Raw genomic sequence first — 14,171 nt, 5'->3', positions numbered from 1 at the left:
TGAAGGACTCCTTTCATGCTACTTCAGTTTGATCGTACGATCAAAGCCGGCGATATTCTTTCGTCGCTCACGGTTCTTTTGTCTGTGGTCGCGCTCGTCTTGTCCTTGTCGAAAGACCGGGCCGTGCGTGTCACCGATCAAGCCAACACCTGATTAGGCATGAACCTCAGCCAGGCTCATCTGGTGAGCCAGTGAGACCATAGAGTGGCTGCACGACCTTGAAGGAGTGCGGCCATGGCGATCAACCGAATCCAGTTCCAGCACGGCATGTCCCTGATCGAGTTCTTGGCCTTGTACGGCGAGGAGTCGCAGTGCGCAGCTGCCCTTGAGCACTGGCGCTGGCCCGAGGGCTTCGTCTGCCCGCGTTGCCAGGGGCGCGACCACTATCGGGTGCAACACGAGGGCCGCTCGCTGTTTCAGTGCCGCAGTTGCCGCCATCAATGCTCGCTGACAGCAGGCACGCTCATGGACAGCTCGAAGCTGCCGCTGCGCCTGTGGTTCCTGGCCATCTACCTGATCAGCCAGGCCAAGACCGGGCTGGCGGCGCTGGCGCTCAAACGCCAGCTCGGGGTGAGCTACCGCACTGCCTGGCTGTTGAACCACAAGGTCATGCTGGCCATGGCCGAGCGCGATGCCCAGTTTCCGTTGCGCGGCCAGGTTCTGCTCGACGACGCCTACCTCGGCGGCGAACGCCCGCAGTTGCCGGGCCAGGCCGGGCGAGGCTCGCCCAACAAGCAGCCGATGATCGCAGCGGTGTCGCTCAATGCCGCGGGTCATCCGGTGTACGCGAAGCTCTCGCCGCTGCCGGGGTTCACCGCCGAGGCTGTGACCGAGTGGGCGACCAAGAACTTGCGCCCCGGCAGCAGCGTGCTCAGCGACGGGCTGGCCTGCTTTGCCGGTGTGATCAAGGCGCACTGCGCGCATTCGTACATCGTCGTGGGTGGTCGCAAGCCCGCGCAGATGCCCAAGTTCCACTGGGTCAACACGGTGCTGGCCAACCTGAAGACGGCCATCGGCGGCGCGCACAAGGCCTTCAAGTTCGGCAAGTACGCCCACCAATATCTCGGCGCGTTTTCCTACCGCTTCAACCGCCGCTTCGATCTGTTTGCCCTGGTCGGCAAGTTGCTGCGCACCGCCGCCTGCGCCGCCCCACGCACCCAAGCCCAGATCAGATCGGCTGAGGTTCATGCCTAATCAGGAGCCAACAAGGTCAGAACAGCTGCGGCCTCCGTGATCGTGAAGTTGGATCGGTGGCAAGCAGTACAACTTTCAATGTACCAAGATCTGCAGCCCGTATTTGTTGAGCTAAGCGAGGACCTGGCGAAAAAGTATGACGTTGTCGCTACGCGAGATCGATTCTGGAGGGATATCAACGCTGCAAAGTCCCGAGTCAACAAGCAGCTGTTGGACGAGCAGATCGCAACCGCTTACGTTGATATCGTCTCTCATGTTCCTGCTGCGCGTTCAAAGGTGATCGATGTCCTGGGAAAGCTGGCAGCAGTTGAAGAACGAATATCTGGGGAATTCCTAAGAAATGGAGAGCGAGGCATCCTTTCTCTGAAAAGCAAGGCGAGCACCTATCAAACAGCCCATCTTGGTAATATGTTGCGTGGTGCAGCCCAGCAAGCCACGACTGATCTGAAGTCCGAATCAGATCAGGCTCTCAATCCGGTGCGAGAATATCTTGTGGGAGTCATAGAAATGAAGGATGAAGATATTGTGACTGGGTCCTTTGGTGCTATATCTCGAGCGATGTACCCAAATTGATAGAGGATGAAGTTACATGAATTTCGACCGATTCAGGGAGTCGCACCATTATGATGGATGGCACTGCAATAACTTCGCGCTGCTGCCCGAGGGTTGCTGATGCCGGGCGACCAACGGTCGCGCATTGAAGAGTTGGGCAGCGATGCACCGGGTTCACGTCGAGTATTGAATTTTTGGTGCCCACACACTCTGGCGGCCTGGCTGGCGAACGAACACAGTGGGCAACTGGTGGAGATTGGTGGTGATGGCGGGTGGCCGGCAGTAGGCGCAAGAGCCGCGGACTTCCCTCAAATGGTTGTGCGAGATCTACGTCTGCTACCGGGGTACGCCTCACCACCAACCGCAGGAACAGGCCGCCCCTGAGGCGGTGTAGGCAATGAGCGATGCCGACGATCGGGTCGAGAAGGGGATGTTGCTTGCTGTTTGAACCGAGAAGGGACAGGGGTTGGGCGTCTTCGCAGACAAAGTCTGCGCATGCAGTCGACATCTGTAGATCCCGGTCGAAGCAATAGGATTCGGCAGAATGCCCCCGAAAACCGAAGGGAAGTTCATGGGAGAGCCGCAGCGGCCCGAGGTCTTCATCAGCTACCACCGCGCCACCCACCTGGCGCAGGCGGACCTGCTGCACCGGGCCTTGCTCGCCCGGGGGCTGACCGTCTTCAAGGACGACGCCTCGCTGCGCGCCAGCGACCGCTGGCTGGATGCGCTGGGCGAGGCGCTGCAGGGCTGCCGGCGCTTCGTCGTGCTGCTCGGCCCGCAGGGGCTGGGGCGCTGGGTGGGCGCGGAAACCTCCACCGTGCTGAACCGCCACTTCGGCGCGCAGGAGCCCCAGGAGCGCCCGCAGATCGTGCCGGTGTTACTGCCCGGCGCACCGGATCTGGCGACGCTGCCCTTCCTCGGCCTGCTGCAAGGCGTGAGGTGGGAGGAGGCGGCGGCGGCCCCGCCCGAGGCGCTGATCGAGGCGCTGACCCGCCCGCTGGCCCGCCTGGGCGTCCTGGCTGACGACGGCCCGCCGGCCGAGGCGCTGCTGCCGCCCGACGTCTGCCCCTGGGTAGGGCTGGCATCGTTCCAGAAGGAGCAGGCCCGGCGCTTTTTCGGCCGCGAGCGGGAGGTGCTGGCCGCGCTGAACCTGCTGGGCCGCACGCCGGACATTCCATCCATCGCGCTGCTCGAAGCCAAAAGGGCGCCAGCCCAGGCGCTGGCCGGCAGCAGCGCACCGTACCGCCGCTGGCTGCACATCGTCGGCGGCAGCGGCTCGGGCAAGTCCTCGCTGATGCGCGCCGGCCTGCTGCCGCTGGCCGAGCAGGGGGCCCTTTCGGCCCGCACCGGGCTGGACGACTGGGCCGTCACCGCGCCGATGCTGCCCGGCAATGACCCTCTGGTGTCGCTGGCCGAGGTGCTGGCGCCGGCCTTGCGCGAGAAGTCGCTCGATCTGCTCGACAAGCTGCGCCAGGGCCCGCCCGAAACCCTGCGCCTTTGGCTGCGCGACGCCCTCGGCCAGCGCCCCATCGGCGTGCTGCTGGTGATCGACCAGTTCGAGGAGCTCTTCACCCTCAGCAGCGCCAACGCCCGCGCCCGGCTGGACTTGCTGCTCACCGAGGCACTCACCGCTCCGGCCAGCCCGCTGCACCTGGTCAGCACCTGCCGCAGCGACTACCAGCACCGCATCGCTGAAGACCTGCCGCTCCTGGCCGGCCTGCTCAACACGCTGACCAGCCCCTTCACCCTCACGCCCATGGGCCGGGCAGGGCTGGCCCAGGCCATCACGGCCCCCGCCCGCCTGGGCCGGCTGACCGTGCAGCCGGAGCTGCTGCAGGCCCTGCTGGACGACGCGGAGGACGACCCCGCCGCCGCACTGCCGCTGCTGCAGCATGCGATGGAAACCCTCTGGCTGCGCCGCCCGCGGGGTGCGCCCGGCGTGCTGACGCTGGCGGAGTACGACGCCCTCGGCCGCCTGGGCGGCCTCCTGGCCAGCGAGGCCGACCGCCTGCTGGCGGGCCTGGGCGATGCCCGCAGCCCGCTGCAGCGTGGCGCGCTGGAGCTGCTCTCGGCGTTGGCGCACTTTCACCCCGAAGGCCGGCACACCCGCCAGTCCCTCACCTGGCTGCAGGCCTGCCGGCAGGCTGGGCAGGGCTTCCAGGACGCCGACCTGGCCCGCGGCCAGCAACTGCTGGGCGCCCTCTCGGGCCAGCGCCGCGAGGCGGCCGACACCGCCGCCCGGCTGCGCCTGATCACCGTGAGCGGCAGCACCGCCGACGCCCAGGGCGCCGACACCCGCCGCGTCGACCTGATCCACGAAGCCCTGCTGCGCAGCCGCCCGCCCGGCCCGGCCGGCGGCCAGCCGCAACCCTACTGGCCCCGCCTGGTCGAGTACCTGGCGGCGCACAAGGACCGCGACCTGCTGCGGCAGAACCTGCGGCAGGAAGCGGAGGCCTGGCCGACCACGGGCGCCGCCGACCGGCTCCTGAACGGCCCCGATCGCAGGCAGTTGCGCCGGTATGACGCGGTGCGGTTCATGGCCAGCGAGGCGGAGCTTGCCTACCTGAAAAGCGCGCGGCGCCCGGCGCTGGCTCGTGTGACAGGGCTGTGGGTGTCCGCTCTCTTGTTGGCCGGACTTGTAGTGCAGTACCCCCTCCGCACTGCAATAGCGCAGTGGCTGGCGACCGACGACGCCCTGGACCTCGTGATGACACTCCGGTGGGGTTGGCGCTCCCCACCGATTCCACGCACGGTGGACATCCCGCTGGGAGCATTCGACTACGGCTGCAAACCCGGCCGGGACGACAAGGAAGGGATCAAGTGCGGTTCCGACGAGGCCTGGCGTCGTGTCGATCTGCGCCAGATGCCCGAGCCGTGCACCGCCTTCGGCCAGTTCGAGGTGACGCTCGCCGAATATGACTATGCCGTCTGGCAACGCCGTCGCACGGCATCGGCGGGATCGAAGAAGCCCAGCTACCCTGAGTTGGCGCTAAACATGAGTGATTGGAACTGGCGCCCCGACAACATCCCGGTTGTCTATGTCAGCCAACGTGATGCGGTGGCCTACACCGAGTGGCTCAGCAAGCTGACCGGCCAGACCTGGAGACTGCCGACTGAGGAGGAATGGGAATACGCCGCCCGCGCACCCGGCCGCCCGGGCAGCCAGGAGGCGGCCTTCTGGTGGGGGCCTGAACTCCCGAAGGAGCAGCCCGGCCAGCCGCCGCGGGCGAACTGTGATGGCTGCGATGCGCGCTTCGAGAACCGCATCGCGCCCGCAGGCAGCTATGCCCCCAATCACTTCGGGCTGTACGACACCGCGGGCAGTGCCTGGGAATGGACGTTGTCGGTCTACACCCGAGACAACCAGCCTGCCGACCCGAAGTCGGCGGAGCCGGACAGTCGGCGTGTGCTGCGCGGCGGGTCCTGGAACTTCAACCCGGGGTTCCTGCGCGCGTCGGTCCGCTACGACGACCGCCCCGTCAACAGGTACTTCAACGTTGGTTTTCGAGTGTGTCGTGCGTCCCCATCCGAATCGCTGCCCGCGGGCGCCGCTGGCCGCTGAACGCTGACCGGCTGTTCACTGATCGCGCCGCGCAGCGCCACAATGCCGGCTTCGGCATCCGCCGGCCCCAGAAGCTCACCAGAGGACCAGACCATGAAATGGCGCGAGCTGCTCGATCAGTGGAGCCTGTCGAGCCTGAAGATCAATGTCGGCGTGCTCAATGCCGAGTTCAAGCCCAGTGATCAGGACAAGGAAGCCGCCTGGGCGCTGTACATCGAGCTGGTCACGCGCATCACCACGCAGCCGCTGCCCCGCGACGACGGGGACGAGCAGGCGGCGCTGGATTCGGTGTACCGGCTGTTCGGGCTGACGCGGGAGATCCTGAAGGCCCCCGGTGGCCGGCACGCCCGGGAGTTCGCCAAGATCGCCATCGTGGTGTTGAACCAGAAGGTGCGGCCCTTCACCGCCCGCTGGCACCGGCTGGCGCTGGGCGGGGCGTTTCAGGAGCCGGCGCAGCGGCTGGTCTTCCGCGGCGAGCTGGAGGCGCTGCAGGAGGTGCTGCTGCACTACACCCGGCTGCTGGGCAGCATGGCCGGTGTGGAGGGGGAGGACGACCTGACGCGCATCGAGGACGTGGCGGCGTAGCGGCTGGCTCGCTGCCCGCGGGGCATCGGGCCGCGGGTGGTGTTCACGGCAGGATGTCTCATGTCGCCCGCGGCGCCGCCCAGCCGGGACGGTGCAGCCCGCCGGTAACATGCCTGCAACGGCGCAGCGCAGCGCGATCCAGGGAGGTTCGCGGCCCGGCGCCGACCCTCCCGCTGCAGTGCTGCCGACATGCCCCTCAAGAAATCCGACCTCTATTCCTCTCTCTGGGCCTCCTGCGATGAACTGCGTGGCGGCATGGATGCCAGCCAGTACAAGGACTACGTCCTGTTCATGCTGTTCATCAAGTACATCAGCGACAAGTACGCGGACTCGGACGACTTCGCGCCGCCGGTGGTCATTCCGGCCGGGGCCGGCTTTGCGGACATGGTGGCGCTCAAGGGCCGCAGCGACATCGGTGACCGCATCAACACCCAGATCATCCAGCCGCTGATCGACGCCAATGCCCGGCTGGCGCGCAGCGACTTTCCGGACTTCAACGACCCGAACAAGCTCGGCCAGGGCAAGGAGATGGTCGACCGGCTGACCAACCTGGTGGGCATCTTCCAGAAGCCGGAGCTGGACTTCTCGGACCACCGCGCCGAGCACGACGACATCCTCGGTGACGCCTACGAGTACCTGATGCGCCACTTCGCCACCGAGAGTGGCAAGAGCAAGGGCCAGTTCTACACCCCGGCCGAAGTGAGCCGGGTGATCGCCAAGGTGCTGGGCATTTCGCCGGACAACACCCGTGCCTCCACCACCGCGTATGACCCGACCTGCGGCTCCGGCTCGCTGTTGCTGAAGGTGGCGGCCGAGGCGGGCCGGCACATCACGCTGGAAGGGCAGGAGAAGGACGTGACCACCGCCGGCCTGGCACGGATGAACATGATCCTGCACGACTTCCCGACGGCCAACGTGCTGGGTGGCAGCAGCACGCTGGCCAACCCCAAGTTCAAGGACGGTGAGCAGCTGCGCAGCTACGACTACGTGGTGGCCAACCCGCCGTTTTCCGACAAGTCCTGGGGCGCCGGCCTGACGCCCGAGGCCGACCCCTACCAGCGCTTCGCCTGGGGCGTGCCGCCCACCAAGCAGGGCGACTACGCCTACCTGCTGCACATCATCCGCAGCATGAAGGGCAGCGGCAAGGCCGCCTGCATCCTGCCGCACGGGGTGCTGTTCCGCGGCAATGCGGAGGCGGTGATCCGCCGGCAGCTGGTGCGCTCGGGCATCCTGAAAGGCATCATCGGCCTGCCTGCCAACCTGTTCTACGGCACTGGCATCCCTGCCTGCATCCTGGTGCTGGACAAGGAGAACGCCGCCGCCCGGCGCGGCATCTTCATGATCGATGCGTCCAAGGGCTGCCTGAAGGACGGCAACAAGAACCGCCTGCGCGAGCAGGACATCCACCGCATCGTCGACACCTTCACCCGCCAGATCGACACGCCGCGTTATGCGCGCCTGGTCGGCGTGGACGAGATTGCGGACGCGAAGAACGACTACAACCTCAACCTGCCGCGCTACATCGACAGCAGCGAAAGCGAGGACCTGCACGACATCGAGGCCCATCTGCGCGGCGGCATCCCGGAGCGGGACCTGGACGCGGCGGACAGCAAGCTCGCCCCCTACTGGCGCGTGATGCCCGGCCTGCGCGCCGCGCTGTTCGAGTCCGCCGGCCGGCCCGGTTATGCCCAGCTGCGCCTGCCGCTGGCGCAGGTGAAGCCGGCCATCCTGGGCCATGCCGAGTTCGTCGCCTTCCGCCAGGGCGCCAGCCAGCGCCTGGCCGACTGGCAGGCCGCTGTGCAGCCGGTGCTGAGCGGCTACGGCGCCGGGGCGCACCCCAAGGCGCTGATCGCCGAGCTGTCCGAAAGCCTGCTGGCGGCCTTCCGCCCGGTGCCGTTGCTGGACGCCTACGACGTCTACCAGCATCTGATGGACTACTGGGCCGCCACGATGCAGGACGACGCCTACCTCATCGCCGCCGACGGCTGGGTGGCGCGGCCGCGCCGCATCGTCGAGACGGACAAGAAGGGCCGCAGCAAGGACCGCGGCTGGGCCTGCGACCTGCTGCCCAAGCCGCTGATCGTGTCGCGCTACCTGGCAGCAGAGCAGGCCGCGCTGGAGGCCCTGCAGGCCGACCTGGAAGCTGCCCAGGCCGCGCTGGCCGAGCTGGAGGAGGAGCATGGCGGGGACGACGCCGTCTTCTCCGGCTACGACAGCATCACCGCCGCGGCGGTGAAGGACCGGATCAAGGAAATCGGCCGCGACCCCGAAGGCGCCGCGGAACTCGCCATCCTCAAGCAGTGGCTCGCCCAGACCGAGCGCATCGCCGCGCTGAAGAAACAGGCCAAGGAAGCCGAGGCCGCACTGGATGCGGCCGCGCTGGCGCGGTATGACGCGCTGACCGAGGCGGATGTGCGGGCGTTGGTGGTTGGCGACAAATGGTTGGGGCGGATTGCGGCGGATGTGGGGGCGGAGCTGGATTGGGTTTCGCAGTCGCTGACCGGGCGGGTTCGGGAGTTGGCGGAGCGCTATGCCACACCGATGGATGGGCTAATTGATAAGGTCATGAATCTTGCTGTCCGCGTCGAGGGACACTTATCTCGTATGGGGATCTCATGGAACTGAGTGAAAAATACAAGAAAACTGAAGTTGGATTGCTTCCTGATGACTGGTCGGTTAAGTCAATTGATGAAATAAGTTACATAAGAACTGGTCCATTCGGTACTCTCTTAAGCGCCAGCGAATACTCGTCTAACGATGGCGTTCCATTGGTCTCGGTAGGGGAAATAGGGGCGGGATTCTTCAAGATTACAGAAAGAACACCTAGAATACCTGAGCATGTGACCCGTCGTCTGCCACAATATATACTTCGTGATGGGGATATTGTCTTTGGTCGAAAGGGGGCGGTTGATCGTTCGGCGCTGGTTTCTGTATTAGAAGATGGCTGGTTTTTGGGGTCTGATGGACTTAGTATTCGGCCAAAAACCCCTTATCACTCGCCGTATGTGGCAGCGCAGCTTCAGGCGTCGACTGTACGCTCATGGCTTATTAAGAACGCCACTGGGACGACAATGCCGTCTTTGAATCAGGCGGTATTGGGCCGTCTTCAAATCCCGTATGCCCCCGAGACAGAGCAGCGCGCCATCGCCGCAGCGCTCTCCGACATCGACGCCCTCCTGTCCGGCCTGGACCGCCTCATCGCCAAGAAGCGCGCCCTCAAGCAGGCCGCCATGCAGCAGCTGTTGACGGGGAAGACGCGTTTGCCGGGGTTTGAGGGGGAGTGGGAGGTGAGGAGGCTGGGCGAGCTTTCCGAAGTTCGCGGTGGTCTGGCCAAGAATGTGAGCGTCGCGATTCAGGATCCAGTATCGGTGGCTTATCTGCGCGTGGCGAATGTTCAGGATGGCCATGTGGACCTGAGCGATGTCAGCTTCATCAGCATTCCCCGGCAAGAACTTCGTCGATACTCGCTGCGGGCCGGCGATGTCTTGATGAACGAAGGTGGCGACCTCGACCAGCTTGGGCGCGGTGCCGTGTGGCGCGGACAGATTGACCCCTGCATTCATCAAAATCACGTATTTGCCGTTCGGTGTGGTGACAGCTTGCTGCCTGACTATCTGAATGCATGGACGAGCGGGGTTCAGGCGCGCCAGTATTTCATGCTCGCCGGTAAGCAGACCACCAATTTGGCGTCGATCAGCAAATCGTCGCTGGGCGAATTGCCGGTAGCACTCCCATCGGTCGCCGAACAGCAAGCCATCGCCGCTGTCCTCGCCGACATGGACGCCGAATTAGAGGCCCTGGAGGCGCGGCGCGAGAAAACTCAGGTGCTCAAGCAGGGGATGATGCAAGAGCTGCTGACGGGGCGCACGCGGTTGGTGTGACGGCGGTGGGGACGCGACATCCGAACACAGAAGCGCAGGCATGACCGAAACGGAATTGCTGGAGATACTGGCCCGCGGCGAGGACAGCCGGCACCAGTTCAGGCGCGATGAAACCAACGCCGACAGCGTGCCGGTGGCCGGCAGCTCACCGGCGGACATCGACGAGAAGGCCTTTACCGCCTACTTCCAGCGCCGCTTCGGCCAGCGCCCCGAGTACGCCGGCCAAGGCCTGGAGCATCTGCTGCAGAACCTGGGCCTGAGCGACGGCCGCGAGCTGAACCTGGCGGGGCTGCTGCTGTTCGGCCAGCGCCCGCAGCGCCTGTGCCCGGCCCTGGTGGTCAAGGCGGTGTGCTTCCCCGGCACCGCGCTGACCGACACCCGCTACCTGGACAGCGAGGACATCGACGGCACGCTGCCCGAGCAGTATCAGCGCAGCTTTGCCTTCATCCGCCGCAACCTGCGGCATGTGCAGGGCGACCGGGGCTTCAACACCCTCGGCCAGCTGGAGATCCCTGAGCAGGCGCTGGAGGAGCTGCTGGTCAATGCGCTGATCCACCGCGACTACTTCACCAGCGCATCGATCCGCCTGATGGTCTTCGCCGACCGCCTGGAGATCATCAGCCCCGGCCACCTGCCCGACAGCCTGAGCACCGAGGCCATTCGCCGCGGCGCCACCAACCGCCGCAATCCCACGCTCACCGAACACGCGGTGCACCTGCTGCCCTACCGCGGCCTGGGCACCGGCATCCCACGCGCGCTGCGCGACTGGCCCGCCATCGAACTGATCGACGAGGTGGCGGCCAACCAGTTCCGCGTGGTCGTGCGCCGGTCGGCGGCCGGGGAAGGCGCCCAACAGGTCACCCCGCAAGTCACCCCGCAAGTCACCCCGCAAGTCACCCCGCAAGTCACCCAGCAAGTCGGCACGTTGGTCCGGGCCTTCAGCGGCGAGCATGCCCGACAGGAACTGATGGACGCATTGGGGCTGCGTGACCGCAACCACTTCGGCCAGGCCTTCCTGCTCCCGGCCATCGACAGCGGGCTGGTCGAGATGACACTCCCGGACAAGCCGAACAGTCGATTGCAGCGCTATCGTCTGACACCGGCGGGGCGGGCTTGGCAGCAGGCGGCGGAGCGGCTCGGCGGGCCGACCCAACAGGATTGACGACGCCCGGTGCCACAAGGTGGGCGGCCGAGCATGACGAACTCGACGAATCAGGCGCCACGGGCGCCGACAACGATCAAGACGAAAGGGAGGACGATTTGGACGCCAATACCAAGGGCTTTTGGTCTTCGGTGCAACAGTTCTTTTTGGTCACCTGGGCCGAAGATCCGCACATCCTTTACATCGCGGCCTCGATCCTGCTGGTTTCAGCCCTGCTTGGCGGGCGCTGGTTTTACCAACCATTGCGAAAGCTGAAACAGGATCTTCGCAAGATCGCTGCGGACCTGAAGAAGGTCGCGACGCTGGAGTCCTCGCAGGTTCACCAGTGGGCAGCGGCGGAGCCTGGCAGCTTCCCGGGACTGCGCGAGGCTTGGCGGGAGACGGTTGCCCGCATAGTGTGGTTGCCGGCGGCGCAGGGCGCTCGGCCGGTGTTTGCCGGCTCGCCCCGTGACCTGTGGACGCCACCGCGATTGCTGGCTGGGCGGCTGAACCTGGGTCTCGCCGAGGCCATGCCGAATTTGTTGGTGGGCGTAGGCCTTCTGTTCACCTTCCTGTTCTTGACCCTGGCGCTGGCGGGCGCCACCAAGGCCCTGGCGGACCAGGGCGGCGGGCAACACCAGCTGCTGGACGCCACGCGCGAGCTGCTCCATACCGCGGGCGGAAAGTTCGTCACCTCGCTGGCCGGCCTGTTTGCATCAGTGGCCTGGACGGTGTTTGCTCGCTGGCAGATGGCGCGTCTGGACGGTTGTTGTGACGCGGTGTTGACTGAGCTGGACCGCATCGCCCCCTTTACCGGCAGCGAAAGAGCGTTGGTCGCCCAATTCGATCTCTTCGGCGGCATGCTGAAGACCTTGGAGGCGCAACAGGCCACTGGGCAGGCTGTGGTCAACCTGCTGACCTCGCAAAAGCAGCTCACCGAAGACCTGCTGGGCACCACACAGGAACTCCATCTGCTGAGCGAGGAGCAGAAGAAGATACTGGGCAACTTGACGTCCGACTTGGTGGTGGCGCTAGGGAGCGCGATCGACACCGCGTTGGCTCCTCGCTTCGACGGGATGACCCAGCAATTGGTAAGTGCGCTGGAGCGGCTGACCGAGCGCATCGGCACCATCAACCAGGAAAGCCTGGACCGCATGGCCCATGAGCATGCCCGGCGACTGGCCGAGGCAACCAAGGAGGAGATGGCAGAGTTCAAGGGCGCGCTGGTGGGCCTGGCCAGCCAGCTGGCCCACGCGGGGTCGAGTCTGCACAGCGGCGCGGGCGAGGCGGCGCGCCAGATCGAGGATGCTGGCGGCGAACTGGTGGCGCGCATGGGGGAGTCCGGCGCCAACTTCCGCGCTGACTTGGCCGCAGCCGCCAAGGCGATGATGGACGCCGCCGCGGCCAGCTCCGGCCAGCTCGACAACGCCGGCCAGCGCATTGCAGAAGGCGCCGAAGCAGCGGGCGCGCAGCTGGTGACAGCGATGCAGGGGGCTGCCGACACGCTGCGCGAACGCATCGATGGGGCTGCAATGCGCCTGCAGACGGCCGGCGAGCAGGCGGCTACAAGCATCGACAGCGCAAGCGCCTCGATGAGCCGACATGGCGAAGCCCTGGCGACCACGATGGAGGCCAAGGTGGTGCAGTGCGCACAGACTCTGGAGCGGGCTGGCGCCCAGGTGGATCAGGCCATGACGGGCGTGATGTTGCGCCTGGGTGAGGCGGCGCAGCAGGCCAGCGCCCACTGGGCCAGCGGGGTGGCCGGTGCGGTGGATCTGCTGACTCTTGGGGCGCAGACGGCCGCCGGGGTGCTGGGCAACTCGACGGCCCAGGCGGCCACCAGCTTCGATGCTTCTGCCGCCCGCTTGGCCGAACATGCGGCGAACTTTGGCGAGGTGATGAGTGCCAAGCTCGACGCAGTGGCCCACTCGACGGCGGCTATGAGCCGAGAGGTCCTGGCCATCGCCGAGGCAGCGCATCGGCTGGCCGCGCAGGGCGAGGAAAGTGCCGCTCACTTCCAGGAAGGTCTGGTCCGTGCCGGCGTGGTGGTGCAGGCCATGGGGCAGACGGCGTCGAGCTGGGAACCGCTGATTGCCAGCCTGCATGGCGCGGCCAACGACGTGCGCAGCTCGACCGTCTCGATCGGTGAGCTGGGCAGGGCGATGTCGGCTGTGAATACCGACCTTGCGGCCCGCGCGCCGCAGGCACTTGCCGCCATCGCCCAGGTCACCGAGTTGCTGGCTCGCACTGCCCGCGAGACCCGCGATGCCACTGAGAGCAGCCGCCGCGCCATGGACGACACCTCCAAAACGCTGCACAAGACGGTGGCCGAGATGCGTGAAGGCGTCGGAGCCTACTCCGGCCAAGTGGCAGCGCTGCACCAGCAGCTGGATGCGGCGCTGTCCAAGGCGATCAGCGGCATCAATAGCTCGATCCACAACATGAGTGGTGCGATCGAGGCGCTGAACGATTCGTTCGGCCAACTGCCGCAGCGGGGGTGACGCATGTTGATCACACCCAGACGGCCCTCTGCGCCGGTTGCCACCGCGCCGGAATCGGAAAGCAACTACCTGGCCTCGGCGTCCGACCTGATGATCGGACTGCTCTTCGTCTTCATCATCCTCGTGGTGGTGCTGGCCTTGGAGCAGCGACGACAGGAGGCAGTGTTCAATCGGACCAAGGACCCACGCGGTGCGGTGGTCACCGAGCTGGGAAGCGCGTTGGCGCCGGCGCTGGGCGGTGACATTCGCATCGACCCTGCGACCGGTGTGATTTCGCTGCCCGAGTCGCTCCTGTTCAGCATTGGCAAGGCCACGCTTGAACCCAAAGGGGTAGAGGCGCTGCGACAGGCGGCTTCCGCACTCCAGGCGGTACTGCCCTGCTTCGTGGCCAACCAGAAAGCGGGGCATACCGAGTGCAGCCAGAACCCGGCGGGACACCAGATCGACACCGTCTTCATCGAAGGCCACACCGACAGCCGCCCGATGAGCGCTGCCGGGTACACGAACACCAACTTGTCGTTGGACCGCGCCCAGGCGGTGCATAAGGTGTTGGTGGCGGAAACAGCGTTGAATGGTTACCGCAATAAGCAGAACCAGCCGATGTTCTCCTTCAGTGCCTACGCGGACAGCCGGCCAATCGCGGGGACGGAGCCCACAGACAGCCGCAACCGCCGCGTCGATCTGCGCATCGTGATGACCTACCGCCCGATCGGCGAGCTGATGGACGCCGTCAACCGTTCGGCCGGGAAGTAGCA

At 65.9% G+C, this 14,171-nt stretch carries 9 protein-coding genes; all 9 read left to right on the top strand.

The window, feature by feature from the left end:
* Positions 1-234 precede the first annotated feature (234 nt).
* Positions 235-1,194 carry an IS1595 family transposase gene (locus NGK70_RS14915; protein ID WP_251969310.1) on the top strand — a complete coding sequence of 320 codons (960 nt, stop codon included), beginning with the start codon at positions 235-237 and terminating at the stop codon, positions 1,192-1,194.
* Positions 1,195-1,230: 36 nt separating this feature from the next.
* A complete protein-coding gene (locus NGK70_RS14910) occupies positions 1,231-1,767 on the top strand; it encodes a hypothetical protein (RefSeq protein WP_251969309.1) in 537 nt (178 codons plus the stop codon).
* A 523-nt stretch (positions 1,768-2,290) separates the two neighbouring features.
* On the top strand, positions 2,291-5,308 hold the full coding sequence (locus NGK70_RS14905) for an nSTAND1 domain-containing NTPase (RefSeq protein ID WP_251969308.1): 3,018 nt from the start codon (positions 2,291-2,293) through the stop codon (positions 5,306-5,308).
* Positions 5,309-5,401: 93 nt separating this feature from the next.
* Entirely contained in the window at positions 5,402-5,893 is a 492-nt protein-coding gene (locus NGK70_RS14900) for a hypothetical protein (RefSeq protein ID WP_251969307.1), read from the top strand.
* 189 nt (positions 5,894-6,082) lie between these two features.
* Positions 6,083-8,518: a type I restriction-modification system subunit M gene (locus NGK70_RS14895; RefSeq protein WP_251969306.1), complete on the top strand. Its 2,436-nt coding sequence runs from the start codon at positions 6,083-6,085 to the stop codon at positions 8,516-8,518.
* Positions 8,509-9,774: a restriction endonuclease subunit S gene (locus tag NGK70_RS14890; protein ID WP_251969305.1), complete on the top strand. Its 1,266-nt coding sequence runs from the start codon at positions 8,509-8,511 to the stop codon at positions 9,772-9,774. Before NGK70_RS14895 ends, NGK70_RS14890 begins: the two co-directional genes overlap by 10 nt.
* Before the next feature lie 40 nt (positions 9,775-9,814).
* Positions 9,815-10,936, top strand: a complete 1,122-nt coding sequence (locus NGK70_RS14885; RefSeq protein ID WP_251969304.1) for a Fic family protein — start codon at positions 9,815-9,817, stop codon at positions 10,934-10,936.
* 131 nt (positions 10,937-11,067) lie between these two features.
* Complete coding sequence (locus NGK70_RS14880) at positions 11,068-13,416, top strand: hypothetical protein (RefSeq protein WP_251969303.1); 2,349 nt, start codon at positions 11,068-11,070, stop codon at positions 13,414-13,416.
* Between the two features lie 3 nt (positions 13,417-13,419).
* Positions 13,420-14,169, top strand: coding sequence for an OmpA/MotB family protein (locus NGK70_RS14875; protein WP_251969302.1), 750 nt, complete (start codon positions 13,420-13,422; stop codon positions 14,167-14,169).
* Positions 14,170-14,171: the final 2 nt, after the last annotated feature.

Source organism: Sphaerotilus microaerophilus, assembly GCF_023734135.1.
Classification (GTDB): Bacteria; Pseudomonadota; Gammaproteobacteria; order Burkholderiales; family Burkholderiaceae_C; genus Sphaerotilus; species Sphaerotilus microaerophilus.
Note: the sequence above shows the minus strand (reverse complement) of the source record. Positions and strands in the feature narration are given on the sequence as shown.

Excerpts from the sequence above, each read along its gene's own strand:
- NGK70_RS14915 (WP_251969310.1), top strand. The coding sequence starts at position 235 with ATGGCGATCAACCGAATCCAGTTCCAGCACGGCATGTCCCTGATCGAG.
- NGK70_RS14905 (WP_251969308.1), top strand. The coding sequence starts at position 2,291 with ATGCCCCCGAAAACCGAAGGGAAGTTCATGGGAGAGCCGCAGCGGCCC.
- NGK70_RS14900 (WP_251969307.1), top strand. The coding sequence starts at position 5,402 with ATGAAATGGCGCGAGCTGCTCGATCAGTGGAGCCTGTCGAGCCTGAAG.
- NGK70_RS14895 (WP_251969306.1), top strand. The coding sequence starts at position 6,083 with ATGCCCCTCAAGAAATCCGACCTCTATTCCTCTCTCTGGGCCTCCTGC.
- NGK70_RS14890 (WP_251969305.1), top strand. The coding sequence starts at position 8,509 with ATGGAACTGAGTGAAAAATACAAGAAAACTGAAGTTGGATTGCTTCCT.
- NGK70_RS14885 (WP_251969304.1), top strand. The coding sequence starts at position 9,815 with ATGACCGAAACGGAATTGCTGGAGATACTGGCCCGCGGCGAGGACAGC.
- NGK70_RS14875 (WP_251969302.1), top strand. The coding sequence starts at position 13,420 with ATGTTGATCACACCCAGACGGCCCTCTGCGCCGGTTGCCACCGCGCCG.